The 14719-nt window shown below is 58.0% G+C and carries 15 protein-coding genes; 6 read left to right on the plus strand and 9 right to left on the minus strand.

Going from position 1 to position 14719, the window contains the following annotated elements; genetic code table 11:
• The first annotated feature begins 98 nt into the window (after nucleotides 1-98).
• Entirely contained in the window at nucleotides 99-728 is a 630-nt protein-coding gene (locus FJ145_17595; GenBank protein MBM4263230.1) for a glutathione S-transferase family protein, read from the plus strand.
• Between the two features lie 120 nt (nucleotides 729-848).
• Nucleotides 849-1997: an extracellular solute-binding protein gene (locus FJ145_17600; protein MBM4263231.1), complete on the plus strand. Its 1149-nt coding sequence runs from the start codon at nucleotides 849-851 to the stop codon at nucleotides 1995-1997.
• A 127-nt stretch (nucleotides 1998-2124) separates the two neighbouring features.
• Here FJ145_17600 and FJ145_17605 read toward each other — a convergent pair whose 3' ends face one another.
• Both FJ145_17605 and FJ145_17610 read right to left on the minus strand, forming a co-directional pair.
• The gene (locus FJ145_17605; GenBank protein MBM4263232.1) at nucleotides 2125-3588 is read right to left on the minus strand and encodes a hypothetical protein; all 1464 of its coding nucleotides are present in this window, start codon (nucleotides 3586-3588) and stop codon (nucleotides 2125-2127) included.
• Between the two features lie 184 nt (nucleotides 3589-3772).
• Entirely contained in the window at nucleotides 3773-4879 is a 1107-nt protein-coding gene (locus tag FJ145_17610) for a Gfo/Idh/MocA family oxidoreductase (protein MBM4263233.1), read from the minus strand.
• Nucleotides 4880-5161: 282 nt separating this feature from the next.
• Between FJ145_17610 and FJ145_17615 the strand changes: the two genes are divergently transcribed.
• Nucleotides 5162-5527: a hypothetical protein gene (locus tag FJ145_17615; GenBank protein MBM4263234.1), complete on the plus strand. Its 366-nt coding sequence runs from the start codon at nucleotides 5162-5164 to the stop codon at nucleotides 5525-5527.
• Between the two features lie 48 nt (nucleotides 5528-5575).
• Nucleotides 5576-6334, plus strand: a complete 759-nt coding sequence (locus tag FJ145_17620) for an MBL fold metallo-hydrolase (protein MBM4263235.1) — start codon at nucleotides 5576-5578, stop codon at nucleotides 6332-6334.
• Nucleotides 6335-6585: 251 nt separating this feature from the next.
• Here the strand turns inward: FJ145_17620 and FJ145_17625 are convergent, their stop codons facing one another.
• The 3 genes from FJ145_17625 to FJ145_17635 all read right to left on the minus strand — a co-directional run bounded on the left by FJ145_17625 (nucleotide 6586) and on the right by FJ145_17635 (nucleotide 9278).
• Nucleotides 6586-7374 carry an SDR family NAD(P)-dependent oxidoreductase gene (locus FJ145_17625; protein MBM4263236.1) on the minus strand — a complete coding sequence of 263 codons (789 nt, stop codon included), beginning with the start codon at nucleotides 7372-7374 and terminating at the stop codon, nucleotides 6586-6588.
• 163 nt (nucleotides 7375-7537) lie between these two features.
• A complete protein-coding gene (locus FJ145_17630) occupies nucleotides 7538-8050 on the minus strand; it encodes a 3-phenylpropionate/cinnamic acid dioxygenase subunit beta (GenBank protein MBM4263237.1) in 513 nt (170 codons plus the stop codon).
• A 10-nt stretch (nucleotides 8051-8060) separates the two neighbouring features.
• Entirely contained in the window at nucleotides 8061-9278 is a 1218-nt protein-coding gene (locus FJ145_17635; protein ID MBM4263238.1) for a Rieske 2Fe-2S domain-containing protein, read from the minus strand.
• Nucleotides 9279-9403: 125 nt separating this feature from the next.
• On the opposite strand from FJ145_17635, the gene FJ145_17640 reads away from it, so the two are divergent.
• Nucleotides 9404-9658 (plus strand): hypothetical protein, encoded by a 255-nt coding sequence (locus tag FJ145_17640; GenBank protein ID MBM4263239.1) that lies wholly within the window; start codon nucleotides 9404-9406, stop codon nucleotides 9656-9658.
• Here FJ145_17640 and FJ145_17645 read toward each other — a convergent pair.
• Nucleotides 9623-10588, minus strand: a complete 966-nt coding sequence (locus tag FJ145_17645; protein MBM4263240.1) for a TIGR03619 family F420-dependent LLM class oxidoreductase — start codon at nucleotides 10586-10588, stop codon at nucleotides 9623-9625. The genes FJ145_17640 and FJ145_17645 overlap by 36 nt on opposite strands.
• A gap of 17 nt (nucleotides 10589-10605) precedes the next feature.
• Complete coding sequence (locus FJ145_17650) at nucleotides 10606-10995, minus strand: cupin domain-containing protein (protein ID MBM4263241.1); 390 nt, start codon at nucleotides 10993-10995, stop codon at nucleotides 10606-10608.
• Between the two features lie 111 nt (nucleotides 10996-11106).
• On the opposite strand from FJ145_17650, the gene FJ145_17655 reads away from it, so the two are divergent.
• Nucleotides 11107-12024: an ABC transporter substrate-binding protein gene (locus FJ145_17655; protein ID MBM4263242.1), complete on the plus strand. Its 918-nt coding sequence runs from the start codon at nucleotides 11107-11109 to the stop codon at nucleotides 12022-12024.
• On the opposite strand, the gene FJ145_17660 is transcribed toward FJ145_17655, so the two are convergent.
• Together FJ145_17660 and FJ145_17665 are read right to left on the minus strand one after the other, a co-directional pair.
• The gene (locus FJ145_17660; GenBank protein MBM4263243.1) at nucleotides 12014-12496 is read right to left on the minus strand and encodes a nucleoside deaminase; all 483 of its coding nucleotides are present in this window, start codon (nucleotides 12494-12496) and stop codon (nucleotides 12014-12016) included. The two genes, FJ145_17655 and FJ145_17660, sit on opposite strands and share 11 nt — an antisense overlap.
• A 381-nt stretch (nucleotides 12497-12877) precedes the next feature.
• A complete protein-coding gene (locus FJ145_17665; protein ID MBM4263244.1) occupies nucleotides 12878-14572 on the minus strand; it encodes an NAD(P)/FAD-dependent oxidoreductase in 1695 nt (564 codons plus the stop codon).
• Nucleotides 14573-14719 lie beyond the last annotated feature (147 nt).

Raw genomic sequence — 14719 nt, forward strand, 5'->3', positions numbered from 1 at the left:
AGGCCGATGTTGATTCAACCGATAATGGTTTGACAGGCTGACCGGTCAGCGATTACTGTTGCCCTAGAATCAACTGACCGTTCAGGAGGTGTTTCAACATGATGACGCTTTATTTTAGTCCCGGCGCGTGCTCGCTGGCTTCGCACATCGGCCTCGAAGAAACCGGCGCGCCCTATGAGCTCAAGCCGGTGTTACTGGCCAAGGGTGAGCAGCGCACCGAGGCCTACCAGAAGATCAACCCGCGCGGCAAAGTGCCGGCGCTGAGCGTCGACGGAAAGGTGCTCGTAGAGAATACGGGCATTCTCACGTTTCTGGCGCAGAAGTTTCCCCAGAGCAAGCTGCTGCCCAGCGACGCCGCGGAGGCCGGTCGTTGCGTCGGCACCATGTGCTGGTTTTCCAGCGTGGTGCATCCGTCATACCAGCGCCTGCATCGCCCCGAGCGGTTCGCCGAAGGTGAAGCGGCCTACGCCGGCGTCAAGGAAAACGGCAAGAAAATGTTCTTCGCCAATCTGCAAGAGATCGATTCCATGATCCAGGGCAACGACTGGGTGATGGGCAAAGAGTTCACTGCGGCCGATCCCTACGCGCTGGTCTTTTATGGTTGGGCGGCGCGCAGCGGCTTGCCGGTACAAGATCTCAAGGCGTATAGCGCATGGCGCGAGCGCATGATGAATCGGCCGTCGGTGCGCAAAAGCGTTGAGCAAGAAGAAAAGGTCGCGGCTTCGTAGCGGAGATCGGGAGCGATGTCCGGTGCCGATGTCGAGCTCGCCGGGGGTTTTAAACGGCGCTTGTGACGTCGCAGGGAATCTGGTGTGTCGCGGAACTGAGGCGTAAGAGAAGGTAGGAGAATGCGCACGATGCGAAATCGGCATCAACTGCTTGTTCTGAGCGCGGCACTGTGGTTAATCGGCCACTTCAATTGTCACCTCGACGCGGCGGTCAAAGCCGATGACCCGTGGGAACGCATTGTTGCCGCAGCGAAGAAAGAAGGGCAGCTCAACACCTACGGGTTGCCCGATGTCACCCATCCCGCTATTGTCGAGGCGTTCAACAAGCGCTATCCGGAAATCAAAGTCGTCACGGTGTTGGGCCACACCGAGCTGATTCAGCGCATCATTGCCGAGCGGCGCGCCAACAAGTACGTCGGCGACGTCTTTGCATCGGGACCATCGATTCTGCGGCAAGCCTATGAGGCCAAGTACCTGCAGCCGCTGCGGCCGATTCTCATGCTGCCCGAGGTTGTCGACACCACGAAATGGTACGGCGGCAAGCACCTCTGGAGCGATCCCGAGGAGAAGTACCTCCTGATCTTTGAGGGAACGCCCGGCTCTGCGAGTGTCGCGTACAACACCAGCAAACTCGCCAATGTCGAGGAGATTCAGTCGTACTGGGACATCGTCAAACCGAAGTGGAAAGGTCAGATCGGCTTCTTCAACGATGGCGCCGGGGCGACGATCCCGACGCCGATGGTCGCGCTCTACTACCACGAGCAGATCGGCGCCAAGTTTCTCAAGACGCTCTTCGAAGACATGGAAATCGTCATCTCGCGGGACCGGCGCCAATCGACCGATTGGCTCGCCCGGGGGAGATACACGTTTTGTTTTCTTTGCCGCGGCATCGAAGAAGCGCAAAAAGTCGGCATCCCGGTGGAGGCTTTAACCGGAGATCAGATCAAAGAAGCCGGTGTACTGGGCAGCGGCAACAGCAGCGTTTTAGGGTTCTTCGATAAGGCGCCGCACCCGAACGCGGCCATCGTGTTTATCAATTGGCTGCTCTCTCGTGAAGGGCAGTCGACTTGGCAGCGAGTGTTGAACAAGATCGTCGTCAGCGGGTCCGATTCCATGCGCATCGATATTCCCAAAGATGACGTGCTCCCGGGTTACCGCCGCAAGGAAGGCAAGCAGTACCAGATGATGGGCTATCTCGACCCTAAGCCGATGAGTAAATTTTATGCGGAACTCATTAGCAAAGCGGGGCAGGAAAAAGGCAAGCAGTAAAAGCGACTTTTTTGCAAATAACCTGGATGGGCGAGGTCAGTCCCACTCTCTCCAAGGGGTGCCCAAGCACGCAACATCGATTCCCTTTGTCGAGCGCTCGAGACCCCTTGAGGAGGGGAAATATGACTTACGCCCTCGCGGCCACCTTCGCTGTTCTATTTAGCCCCAGCTCCGCGGCCACGGCTTTCTCGACCACGGTGCCTTTGAAAAAGTTAGGGTTGTTGCGCGTGTGCAATGCCGCGGCGTTGGTGAAAATGAATTCCTTAAAATCTTCGTCGTTGATGCAGCCGTGCTCGACTAGCTCGTAAGCTTCAGGGATCACCTCGGCGAAGCTCGGCACGTCGAAGTGGGTGAAGTCGGAGCTAAACACCGGCCGCAGCCGCACGCCCATGCGCTTGTCGAAGGCCCACATGGTGGCGCGGTCGTCGGCCTCGCAGCCGAAGAAGAAGTTTTGATTGAAGACCTTGCGAATGTCCGCTTTGGAATTGACTCCTGTGGCCGCGAAATCGTCGGTGACGAACTCGGCGCGGCTCAGCTCTTCAATGCTGCATTCCGGGCGAAAAACGTCGAGGCTGCCCATGATCGCCTCGGCGTTGTCTTTCAGCCGTTTGTCGCCGTATTGCTCGATGTACTTGTGCATGTCGGCGATGCTAGTGCTGCTGGGATACTGCAAGCCTTCGCGGCGGCGTTTTTCCCAATGCTCGATCATGTCGAGGCACATCTGACAGGCCCAGCTGATGCCGCCTTCCATGAAACCAAAATTGAGATTAGGGTAGCGGTGCACCAGGCCGGCCAGGAAAACCGCTCGGGCAAAGGCATGGTTCGATTCGGCGAAGTGGCCGACGTGATTGAAGACGAAGTTGTTGATCGAAGCGCGGTCCATCCAGCGGCCGCTGCCTGAATGCTGCGTCACGGCGACGCCGAGCTCGGCGCAGCGCTTCCACACCGGTTCATAATCGTGGGGGCTGTCGAGGGCGATGGTGTCGATGTACCACGAGGCCTTTTTCGCATCGATGCCGTCGGCGGCGCTGGGAATCGGCCGCTCCTGGTTGCCGCGCAGCATTATCGCGCGATAGCCGCGCTGCACCACGGCGTATTCCAATTCTTCCAGAGCCTGCTGCGGTGTCTGGGATGGGATGATCGCCACCGGCGCGAATCTTTCGGTGTAGGGCGCGAACATATCGGCGGTCATCATATTGTAAGCGCGCGCCGAGGGCAGGAGCAGCTCGGTCTCGGACATGCCGTTGACGCTAAGCCCGAAGGTCGGATACATCAGCGCGAAATCGATGCCCAGCTCGGGCAACCGCTCGTTCAACAGTTTGGGCAGCAGCGCGGTGGCCTTGTCGTAGGTATCGGTCGTGATGCCCCACCAGATGGCGCGCCGGATGCGATTGTGTTGGCGCTCCTCGGGAGTCGCGCGATACCAGGCGTCGCGGCCGCGCCAGAGCCTGCGAATGTTGTCGACGGCTTTGGCACCGCCCACCTCGCGCAGATATTCAAGAAAAACCGGAATCGGCTCCATCCAGTGACCATCACCGTCAATCACCGGATGTTTCAAGCTGTCATGAATTTCCACTGCTCGATGTGCCATGTCAGTTCTCCTCCCGCGAAGGAAATCGATTTTTTGCTCACGCTACCGCTAAGGCGGCGAGTCTGTCAATCGCATTTTCTTTGCCGACTTTCCTCTCGCAGAGGCGCAGAGAACGCTGAGATCGGAATCCTTTAACTTTGCGTCCTTTGCGCCTTTGCGCGAGATATTCCGAATGCCCCTAGTTTTACAACGTGAGCTTCTGCCGCTGGCCAGTCTCGGACGCGCGGACGATCGCATCCAGTGAACGGTGCCGGCGCACTGCGTGATCGAAGTCGGATTCGATCGGCGAGCCCGTGCGAATGCTCTCGGCAAATTTCACCCACATCTGGCCGACGTCATAGGCTGCGCCGCCGGTGCGGACGGCTTCCGGCACGCATTTGAACTTCTCTGGAACGATCAAGTCTTGCAACGTCTTATCGTCTTTGTGTCCGCCCATGAGCTTGCGGCTCTTCTCTTCGCCGCCCTCGCCGCCGCCGATCATCATTAAGGTTCCCTCTTTGCCGTAAATCTCTAGGCGGTGGCCGCTGCCGAGATAAGGGTGAACGCCGCAGTAGGCGTTCACCACCGCCCCATTCGCCAATCGTCCTTGAACCGTGACGTTGTCAGGCGAAGTGACTTCGACATATTTTTTCGTATCGGTTTCGAACCATTGCGGTACCTGGGTTGTCACCATGGCGGACAGTTCGCCAAGCTCGCCAACGACCATGCACATGGCGTCGAAGACATGGGCAAACGTGATCGTCAGTGTGTTGGCACCGAGCGTGACATCGCGCTGCCAGGTGCGGTCGGATGGGCGCGTCAACACGCCGCTGTTCATCAGCATCATGTTGACCGCGGTTATTTGACCGACATAGCCCTGCTGGATCAGCTCGCGCATGTACAGGTAGGAGGGTGCCGCGCGGCGCTGCAGCCCGACCATCGTGCGGACGTTCTTCTTGCGCGCCAGCGCGGCGAGCTCTTCGGCTTCTTTGGTGTTGGCGCCAAGCGGCCATTCGCAAAAAACATGCTTGCCGGCTTCGAGTGCATTCTTGGTCAGTTGATAATGCGCCGGCACGCGCACCGCGACGACGACCGCTTCGACGCGCTTATCGGCATTCAATGCCGCGTCGCTGCCGTAGGCGCACTCGACGCCAAACTTTTGCGCAGCGGCTTGCGCGGTCTCCGCGTGCGCTGTGCACATGGCGAAGAGCTCAGTTTCGGGGATGCCCTGTAGCGCCGGCACATGGGCCCTTGGTCCCCAGCGGCCAGCAGCACCGATAAGACCTACACGTAATGGGTTGGATTGAGCCATGGCATAGTCTCCTCGAATATAATTTCACCGTTGCAACTCCGTTTGCGCCGACGCTATCGCTGCACCGATCAGCCGTCAACAAAAATCGCCGTGCGGGCTCGACATTGACGCGGCAAATAGCGCCGTGTTAAGCGGAAAACGAAAAGAGGCCTCCCATGAGCATGCCGAACGTTAGTAATGTCAAAGTCATCGATGCCGATGGCCATGTGCGCGATCGCGATGGCGATGTGAGAAAGTTCATCGCCGAGCCCTATTGCCGGCGCCAGGGCGGGCTCTTGCCCAATGACGTTTGGGATTCGAGCATGTACGGTAAGCTCGGCTTGCGCGTCAACGACGTGGCGACGCGGCTCAGCGACATGGACAAGGAGGGCATCGACATCTCGGTTTTGTTTCCCACCAGCGGCTTTGGCGTCACCCACCTGCCCGAGCGCGACTACGCGACCGCCTATTGCCGCGGCTACAACGCTGCCTTATGTTTCAGATAAGATTGGTGAAGCGGTGATCCCGTTCGCCTCCGACTATCCGCACTGGGATGGCAACTCTCCCTACATGGTTTCCACTGTGCGCGAGCGAAATGATATAACAGAGACTCACAAGCAGAAGGTTCTACAAGACAACGCGATCCGGCTTTACGGTTGGGATCGTTGAGATCGATCGAAGCATTCACACAGAGTTCTTTAAGACTGGAGGTACGTGATGCAGAACATCAAGCAAGTCAGTCGACGAACCTGGTTGGCGCAGGTCGCTTTAGGCAGTTTTGCCGTTTGGAACGAGCTCAACTTTGGCTTCGGGCGCAAAGGATGGGGCGTCGCGTTAGGCAACCAAGATCTTGCTATCGGCGTCGCCCATGCGGCGCAGAAGTTGGCCGCCGCCGAGGCGCTGCAGGTCAATCTTGGTTTTGTCAACGCCTATGTTTTGGTGCGCGGCAAGGAGGCGGCGGTGGTCGACACCGGCACGCCCAACAATGGGTCGAAAATCGCCGATGTCGTGCGCAGCGCCGGACTCAGTTGGGATGCGGTGCAGCATGTGATCCTGACGCACTACCATCCCGATCATATCGGCAGCGTCGGAGAAGTGTTGACGGCGGCTCCCAAGGCGACGGCCTACGCCGGTGCCGCGGATATTCCGCAAATCAAATCGCCGCGCCCAGTCAAAGCGGTCGGCGACAACGACGAAGTGTTCGGCCTGCGCATGATCGCCACGCCGGGCCACACACCTGGACACATTTGCGTGTACGATCCGGTCGGTTCGCTGCTGGTCTTGGGTGACGCGATGAACAACATGGACAACAAGCTTGCCGGTCCCAATCCGCAGTACACCGCCGACATGGCGCAGGCGCACCAGAGTGTGAAGAAATTAGCGAAGCTCAAATTCGAGCGCGCCGTCTTCGGCGACGGCGAGCCGATCGACAAAGGTGCCGCGCAGGCGATCGCCAAGTTGGCGGGTGCCTTATAGGTGCTTGCGCACGCGTTGCTTCATAAGGATTGCGGCCGGTGAAGGGCGCGTCAAGATAGTCAATGTTTCGATTCTGCGGAAAAACCCTAAGAATGCTTCGACGAGCTCAGCATGAACGGATTATTGCTGAACGATTTCAACTCCGATTCCGTTCGTCCTGCCTGTCGAAGGACTCCGAGAGGTTTTTCAGTAGAATCATGTTTCAAAGTCTGACCCCGGATATTTTGATCTCTGCGTTGGCAGCGAGAATATCACCGGTTGAAGGTCATGACCCCGCGGCCGGCGTCGGTGTGTAGCACGGTCCCCGTCATGGTTTTCGACTGAGACGACGCGAGTAGCACATAGGCTGACGCATGGTCTTCGGGAGCGATGTTGATATCGAGTATGTTATTGGCGACTCCAGCACTACGGCCCGCACCGAACGCAGTAACTGAAGCTTGATTATTGCCCACTAGCGACGGCGCGGTTCTGAGATTGGTCGCGGTACCGGAAGGAGCAACACCGTTGACTCGGATGTCCGGGGCCAGCTCGTTAGCCAGTTGACGCATCATTCCTAACGCAGCGTGCTTGGAAGCGACATAGAGCACCCCGCCACCGACATAGAAAGACGAAGTGGAGAGCGTAAAAACCATGCGGCCTTTGGTTTTTTTGAGCTCCGGCAAGGCGGCTTTGGCGCCGAGCAGGTAGCCTTTGATATTAACGCCAAAAACTTCATCGTAGCCTTGCTCGATTTCTTCATCCGACAGGCCCTCGAGTTTGCGGCGCCCGTCGTGAATGCCGGCGTTGCCGACGAAAACCGACAGCTTGCCGAAGTTGGCGACGGCCGCGGCGACCGCATTGCGGTTGTCTTCGAGTTTTCGTACGTCACCCTGGACGACCACGACTTCGCTGCGCTCTTGCTTGAGTGTCTTCAAGCGCTCTTCGGACAGGTCGAAGGCCACGACTTTGGCTCCTTCTTCAACGAAGCGATGCACAATGCCTTTGCCGATCCCCGACCCTGCGCCAGTAATCACGGCAACTTCGTTCTCAAGCCATTGCATTGGGGTATCTCCTCTAGATAAACGGCAGATGCTAGCAGGCTACTGAAAAACTCCTCGGAGCCCTTCGACAGGCAGGGCGAACCGATCGGAGGTTGAAATCGTTGAGAAGAATCCGTTCATGCTGAGATTGTCGAAGCATTCTTACGACTTTTTCAGCAATTTGCTAGAAAAACACACTCAAGTTCGCCGATGACAGTACCGCCTGGTCGAGCAGGATGGTGCGCCGGGCGATCTTCCATTTGCCGTCCACTTTGCGCAGCACATCGTCGCGTGTGCCGACGAACAAGTCTTGGCTATGTTCGAGCTGGGTCCGATAGATCAAAAAATTCGAGTGAGCCGATACCTCAGACTCGGTTTGACTCTGCTCGACTTGCACGTTGGTAATGAGGTGGCGAGTGCGGGAGGGCGGGACTTCTGCCCATGCCAGGCCGGTGGCCAATCTCGCTACCCGGGTGTGCAGCGTCTCTTTGGTCTCTTCAAACAGCGCCAGCTCGCCGGGCTTGGAGACGCCATCCGTTGGGCTCGTCGTATCTAGCGGATTGTACCGGTCCGGCATCCAGTAGACGACGTCATCGGTGAAAAGATCGAGCCATGCAAAAAATGACCGGTCGTCCAAAAGCCGCGCTTCCTGGACGAGGAAATCATGAATCTCATGCCAAAGATCGTGGTGATTCACAGGTGCGCCGTCAGTAGTATTTGCTCTGGAGGTCTACTTGCGACCAGTCGTTGGCCTTCATCATCATTTCCCAGCGGGCGTAAAAAGCCCGCAGCCGCCGGCCACCGCCGATGTGTCCCGCCTTGTCCTCGTGTCCGAGATGCGCCTGCACGTTTTGTGGGTAGCGCCGCGCGACCAAGCCACGCGCTGTATCGGTGCACTGGATCCAGTTATTCATATCGTCCTGTTCCAGGTTGCCGGCCGGGCCGAAGGTTTGGGTCAGATGGAGACGTATGGCTTCCTTGACCTCGGCCGGCGCTTCCTTGTCGACCACGCAATAGGACCAAATCTCGGTCTTGTCCGGGCCCTTGGGGTGCCAGACGCGGATCATGTGACGAGTGAAGTTCGGCGATGCGTTGGGGAAAATAGTCGTGACTAAACCCGGTCGATTCGCTAGCTCAGGGCCAATGCGTTCGACCAGCTCATCGAAATGCTTCAAGTGGTAGTCACGGATGATGCCCTCCGCGACGCGTGCCATCCGGCCATCGCTGGCATCAGGGCCGTCGTCATTGGTGCGCGCGTAATAACGCTTGTCGACGGTCACACGCCGCACCGACATGTGAGTAATCGTATGATGGCCGTCGTCGCCGATAAAGTTGTCGGCGGCGTATTTCCAGTTGGCGTTCATGACCCATTTGTGGACACCGCCGATTACTTCAGTGCCGCCGGCCCGGCGGTCGAACATGATGCCGAGTTCTTTGTCTTGGCCGGCGAGGTATTCGAGAAGGGGCGGTGCCTTTGGATCGAAGGTGGCAAAAATGAGGCCGTTGAAATGATCAAGCTGGGCCACCGGGACGAGTCCCCACTGATTCGGATCTAACTGCCCGAAGTAGATCTCCTTCATGCCGGGGACGCCGGTAAGCCGCCCCCCGGTGTCGAACGTCCAGCCATGGTAGGTGCACATGAAGTCTTTGGCATTGCCGCGGTCGGCGCGGCACACCCGATTGCCGCGGTGCCGGCACATGTTCAAGAACGCACGGATCTTGCCGTCCGAATCTCGGCAGAGCAAGATCGAATCTTCTCCCATGTAGGTGGTGATGAAATCGTTTGGATTGGGCAGTTGACTCTCGTGCCCGAGATAGAGCCAACAGCGCGCAAAGATTTGCTCCAGCTCCTGTTGGTAAATCTCCTGGGAGGAAAAAATCTGGCGGTCGAGGAGCCCGCGCTCGGGATCGACGAACCGATTCATCTGATTGACCGTCGGTGTGTTCATCGCATTTTCTCCAATGAACGGTTTGTGCATATCAATGTTTCTTCGATCAGTCAAAATCAACAGCGTAAGCGAGAAAAGCCTCAGATCGAAGCGCCCAGTCTTTGGCACGACTCGGAAACTTTCAGATTGATGCCAACGCGACGCTCTATCGGCGGGCCGACTCCTGGTACATGGGCCCGATTCCCGGTAAGCCGCGCCTGTTTATGCCCTACATCGGCGGCGTGGGAAAATATCGGCGTATCTGTGAAGACGTCGTTGCGCAAGGCTACAAGGGATTTCGCTTGCAAGCCACAAATGGGGCGCATCGATGCAATCTAGACTCAACGGAAGCGCGGCAGCAGCTCCTTGCTGATTAACTCCAGGCTCTCTTCGAAGCGGTCGTATTGCAGGCGCAGGTCGAAGACCAGTTGTTCGACGCCGCGGGCGCAGAATTTCTCGATCTCGGCGGCGCAGTCGTCGGGGTTGCCGACGATCAGCAGTCCTTCCAAATCTTCGATGGTTTGAAACTTGCCGGACGGCGGCCTGATCCAGTGGCTGGCGCCTTCCGAGCTTTCGGCAAGGGCTTCGACGTTGATCGAATCGCGCGCCTTCTTCCGATCGAGCTCGATGCGGGTGATCGGGATGTTGCCCAAGATAATTTTTCGGTCGGTTAATTGCCTTAGGTATTTCACCCGATCATCAAAAGTTGTCATCGGCACGCGGCCCGGCAGCCAGCCGTCGCAGTATTCTGCTGCGCGCCGGATCGCCGCGCGGGTGCTGCCGCCGCAGAAAAACGGAATCGGCTCCACCGGTTTGGGCTCGATGGTGACGTTGTCGCAAGAAAATACTTTGCCTTGGTAGCTGACGTTGTCCTCGCGCCAGATGCGCCGGCAGATTTCGATCGTCTCGCGCATGATGTCGACGCGGTCCTCCATGCGCATGCCGACGGTGGCGAGCTCGGCGGGGTTGAAGCCCAAACCGATGCCGGCGATGACGCGGCCGCCGGCGACGTAGGAAAGGCTCGCCAAGTCTTGGCTTAGTTTTAGCGGCCAGCGCAGCGGCACGAGCACGGCGGTGCCGAGTTTGATTTTCTTGGTCACGGCCGCGATGGCGGAAAGCGTTACCAGAGGTTCGACGAAGCGCAGGCCGGCGCGCTCCATGCTGTGCGGGTTCCAGATCAAATGGTCGCGCACCCAGATGGAGTCAAACCCCAGCTCCTCGCACATGCGGCCGCCGTCGACGATGCGCGCTGGCGAGCACTCTTTGCCGAAGTGGGGCAGTAAAACGCCAAACTCAATTCTTGCCATGGGTGTTGTCCGAGAAACTAATCGCGCGGCGCGTTTTCCGAGTCGTCGACGATGTGAAAGTCTTCGCCCGCCGGCGCGTAGATTTCCAGAACCCGCGCGACGGTGTCGCCGCAGTTGCCGGCTTGATGGCGCACGCCGGGTGGGATGAACGCCACTTCGCCTGGGCCGAGGCGGATTTTCTTGCCTTCGACGATGGCTTCGACCTGACCTTCGAGAACGACATAAATGTTCTCGGCTTTGGCGTGATAGTGCGTCGGGCCGGGCCCGGAGTTGACGTTGATTAAGTTTATATGCACGTCGACGTTCTTGGCGCCGTCGGCTTCGTCGACCAAGCGCAGCGCTTTGCCGCGATCCCAGCGCATAAGCTTGATTGGCGCGTCTTCGATGCGCATGACTTTTACCGGCATGATTTCACCTCCGATGGGTAGCGTTCTATTGCCGTATATGGGTATTTCGCGGTTCTAGCAACAGCAGATTTGCACTTTTCATTTCCAGCGTGGTAGTCGCTAGTGAAAGATATGGAGACACTCAGACTCATCCAGTTTCGCGCCGCCTACAATCTGCCGATTCATGCGGCGGTTGAGCAGGGGATTTTTGCGCGCCATGGGCTCGCGCTCGAGATCGCATACACGCCGGGCTCCGCTTTTGTTTGCCGGGCGCTGAAAGACGGCGGCGCCGATATCGGCTTCACCGCGGCCGATGATATCATCGCCGATGTCGAAGCCGATCGGCGTTCCGATCTATTCATGTTCATGGGCCTGCACGGCGGTTTATTTACCTTGGTTAGCGCGCCGAACGTAAACACCGTGGAAGCGCTCGCCAATTCCACCATCGGCGTCGACGCGAAGAACACCGGCTTTGTCTTGGTGCTAGAGAAATTTCTCAATGACAGAGGGTTGCCGCGCGGCCGTTACGATCTGATCGAAATTGGCGGGTGGGAACGGCGCTACACCGCACTATCTGAAGGAAAGATCAGTGCAACGCTATTGACTGAACCTTTCCTCAGCAACGCCTTGGCAGCGGGCTGCCACTTGCTGGCGCGCGATCTTGAAATGATCCCGGCTTATCAAGGCACGGTGGGCGCGGCCAGCCGGGCTTGGGCCGAGCGGCATAGAGATCTCTTGTTGCGCTTCATGCGCGGCTATGTCGAGGCAACACAATGGTGTTTCGAGCGCGCTCATCACGAGGCGTGCCTTGCCATCCTTGGCCGCCACAGCGGTGTTACAGGAAGCGCGGCGGACAAAACGTTGGAGGCCTTGCTGCATCCGCAGCGTGGGCTTTATCCGAAAGCCGAGCTGAACATCGCCGGCGTGCGCGCCGCCATGGCGTTGCGAGCGGAGCTTGGCTACTTGTCGCAACCAATACCGCGAGCTAAAAAATATTGCGATCTTTCGTATTACCAAGAGGCACTGTCGAAGGTCGATGCTAGTGATTGATCACAGCCGGCAAAGCTTTCTTAAAAACCTCTTCGGCCTCCTGCTCGAGGATCGGGCCGAACACGTCCACGTGCCGTTGCCCCTTAGCCAACAGTTCGGAGCAATGCTCGGAAAGGTATTCGGCTTGGTTCTGCGTTAAGGCCTGCAGCCGCTCTTGGCTTAAGCCATACACGACCCGACCCACTCGGCTCCAGTAGATGGCGCCCGCGCACATGGGGCAGGGTTCGGCGCTCGTATAAAGGGTCGAATGAGACAAAAGCCCTGGTGAAAAACGCTGGGTGGCGTCTCGCAGCAAGTTTGTTTCCGCGTGACTGGTGCAATCGTGGGTTTTGCCTTGGGTGCATTCGGCTTCGCCAAGGATCCACCCTCGGCTGCTGACTAAGACAGCGCCGAACGGAGGGCTGCCATGTTCGCGGGCGCGGTCGGCGATCATGATGGCGTAACGCAGGTAACGCAAATCAGATCCGGTCATAAAGCACCTCCGAATGTCCTTTCAGGTTGTGCCTAGCTGTTGGATTTCCGTAGCGTTGAAGCTTGCCGCAGCAAAGCTTCAATTCACTTTTTACACCACAGGGCAGCCTGGCTGCAAACAGTCTTTACCTCCCATGCTTGCGCGCAAGGGGCGCCCATTGGCCTGACCCCTGAGCCCGCGCCCATCCAGGCAGCAAGAATGGGATCGACAATATCGATGCGAAAATTGCGGTGAGAAATCTCATAGGCTGCTCTTGAAACTTGCAACGAACGGACAAATGGACTGCATTTATAGAAATCGACATGGGGTTTCCTATCCCCTCGCCCTTTGCGAGGGTGAGGGCAGACTCGAAGCACACCGGAACCGAGCCACGATGTACGCTCATCTCAGTCCTCTCCCAGAGGGCGAGGAAGCAAGTACTTCGCTCGATGCGGTTGAAGTACTGCGTTGCTCGGTTGCGCACTGTGCATGAAAATGAAATCCCTTATATCCCTGCGCGACAACCTCTTCGCAGATTCTCCGATACTTTCCGACACCGCCGATGTAGGGCATGAAGAGACGCGGCTTGCCGGGAATGTTGGCGCCCATGTACCAGGAGTCGGCGTATGGGAAGAGCGTTTTGCTCGCTGCGTCTTGGACGAAGTCGACCCAGTTGTTCTCGGCGTCGAGCTCCGGCTCGATCACCTCGAAGCCATGTTCTCGCATATGCAGCAGCGCGTCGGTAACAAAGTCGACATGCTGCTCAATGGAAGTGATCATGTTGCTTTTGACCGAAGGGCTGCCAGGTCCGGTGATGGTGAACAGGTTGGGAAAAGCCTCTGACATGATACCTAAATAGCTGCGCGGCCCGGCGCGCCATTTCTCCTTGAGCGCAAGCGCGTTGCGGCCGCGGATGTCGATCCTAAAAAGTGTCCCGGTCATGGCATCGAAACCGGTAGCAAAGATGACACTATCGAACTGGAACTCGCGGCTGTTGGCCACCAGACCGGTTGGCGTGAACCGTTCGATACCGGCACCGCTGATGTCGACCAGCTCGACGTTGTCGCGATTGAAAGTGTTGTGATAGTCGGAGTCGACGCACAGCCGTTTGCCGCCGATGGGAAAACTTTTCGGCGCCAGCAATTCAGCGGTCTTCGGATCCTTGACGATCGAGCGAACCTGGCTGCGGACAAATTCCGCCATGGTTTCGTTCGCCTCGTTGCTGGTCAGAATGTCGGTGAAGGACCTGAGAAACTGCAGCCCGCCGATCTCCCAACGCTTCCGATAAATGGCTTGGCGCTCCTCATCACTTACTTTGAGAGCTGCTAGGTCGTTGGGTTTACTCATGCTGCCGCTGTTGGTGTAGCGCATCTCGGCGCGCCGGGCGCGATAGTTGGCCTTCCATTCCTGCTCATACTCCGGAGTCATCGAAAAATTCCGCGACGGTACGGAATAATGTGCTGTGCGCTGGAAAACCGTCAGGTGAGCCGCCTGCTCGGCGAGAATGGGAATGGATTGAATACCGGAAGAACCCGTGCCGATCACAGCGATGCGCTGGCCAGTGAAGTCGACTTTGCGATGCGGCCATTGACCGGTGTGGTAGGTATTGCCGCGATAGTCCGGGAGGCCAGGGATCTCCGGCGTTTGCGCGGTGGAGATGCAACCTGTCGCTATGATCAAGAAACGCGCGGAGACCCGTTCGCCCTTGTCAGTCTCGATGGCCCAGCAGCGCGCGGGTTCGTTGAAATGCGCCGCGGTGACGGTTGTGTTGAAATCGATGTGCTTACGCAGATCGAACCGGTCGGCGACGTGATTCAGGTAGGCCAAAATGTCTGGCTGAGCTGAGAATTTCTCGGGCCAGCGCCATTCCTGCTGCAGCGTTTCGTCGAAGGAATAGGAGTACTGCATGCTCTCGACGTCGCAGCGCGCGCCGGGATAGCGGTTCCAGTACCAGGTGCCGCCGACGTTGCCGCCGCGCTCGAACATCCGCGTGGAAAACCCGTGGCCGCGCAGGCGATGGAGCTGGTAGAGCCCGGCAAACCCCGCGCCGACGACCACCGCATCGACGGAATGATGAATGTTTTCAGGTTCGGACATCTGCCTGGGCTCTCGACGTTGGCGTCCTCCGATCATCGCGCCAACGGACTGTCTTCGTCAAGCAAAAATTACCGGCGCGTGTGCCTATGGGTTACTTGACGGACCAGTCCCAGCGTTGCTAATGACTAAACCAGAGAGAACTGTTCC

The organism is Deltaproteobacteria bacterium, from assembly GCA_016874755.1.
Classification (GTDB): Bacteria; Desulfobacterota; Binatia; order UBA9968; family UBA9968; genus DP-20.

Bases quoted from the DNA above. Each gene is read 5' to 3' on its own strand.
- FJ145_17595 (MBM4263230.1), top strand. From the start codon at position 99: ATGATGACGCTTTATTTTAGTCCCGGCGCGTGCTCGCTGGCTTCGCAC.
- FJ145_17600 (MBM4263231.1), top strand. From the start codon at position 849: ATGCGCACGATGCGAAATCGGCATCAACTGCTTGTTCTGAGCGCGGCA.
- FJ145_17605 (MBM4263232.1), bottom strand. From the start codon at position 3,588: ATGGCACATCGAGCAGTGGAAATTCATGACAGCTTGAAACATCCGGTG.
- FJ145_17610 (MBM4263233.1), bottom strand. From the start codon at position 4,879: ATGGCTCAATCCAACCCATTACGTGTAGGTCTTATCGGTGCTGCTGGC.
- FJ145_17615 (MBM4263234.1), top strand. From the start codon at position 5,162: ATGACGTTTGGGATTCGAGCATGTACGGTAAGCTCGGCTTGCGCGTCA.
- FJ145_17620 (MBM4263235.1), top strand. From the start codon at position 5,576: ATGCAGAACATCAAGCAAGTCAGTCGACGAACCTGGTTGGCGCAGGTC.
- FJ145_17625 (MBM4263236.1), bottom strand. From the start codon at position 7,374: ATGCAATGGCTTGAGAACGAAGTTGCCGTGATTACTGGCGCAGGGTCG.
- FJ145_17635 (MBM4263238.1), bottom strand. From the start codon at position 9,278: ATGAATCGGTTCGTCGATCCCGAGCGCGGGCTCCTCGACCGCCAGATT.
- FJ145_17645 (MBM4263240.1), bottom strand. From the start codon at position 10,588: ATGGCAAGAATTGAGTTTGGCGTTTTACTGCCCCACTTCGGCAAAGAG.
- FJ145_17650 (MBM4263241.1), bottom strand. From the start codon at position 10,995: ATGCCGGTAAAAGTCATGCGCATCGAAGACGCGCCAATCAAGCTTATG.
- FJ145_17655 (MBM4263242.1), top strand. From the start codon at position 11,107: ATGGAGACACTCAGACTCATCCAGTTTCGCGCCGCCTACAATCTGCCG.
- FJ145_17660 (MBM4263243.1), bottom strand. From the start codon at position 12,496: ATGACCGGATCTGATTTGCGTTACCTGCGTTACGCCATCATGATCGCC.
- FJ145_17665 (MBM4263244.1), bottom strand. From the start codon at position 14,572: ATGTCCGAACCTGAAAACATTCATCATTCCGTCGATGCGGTGGTCGTC.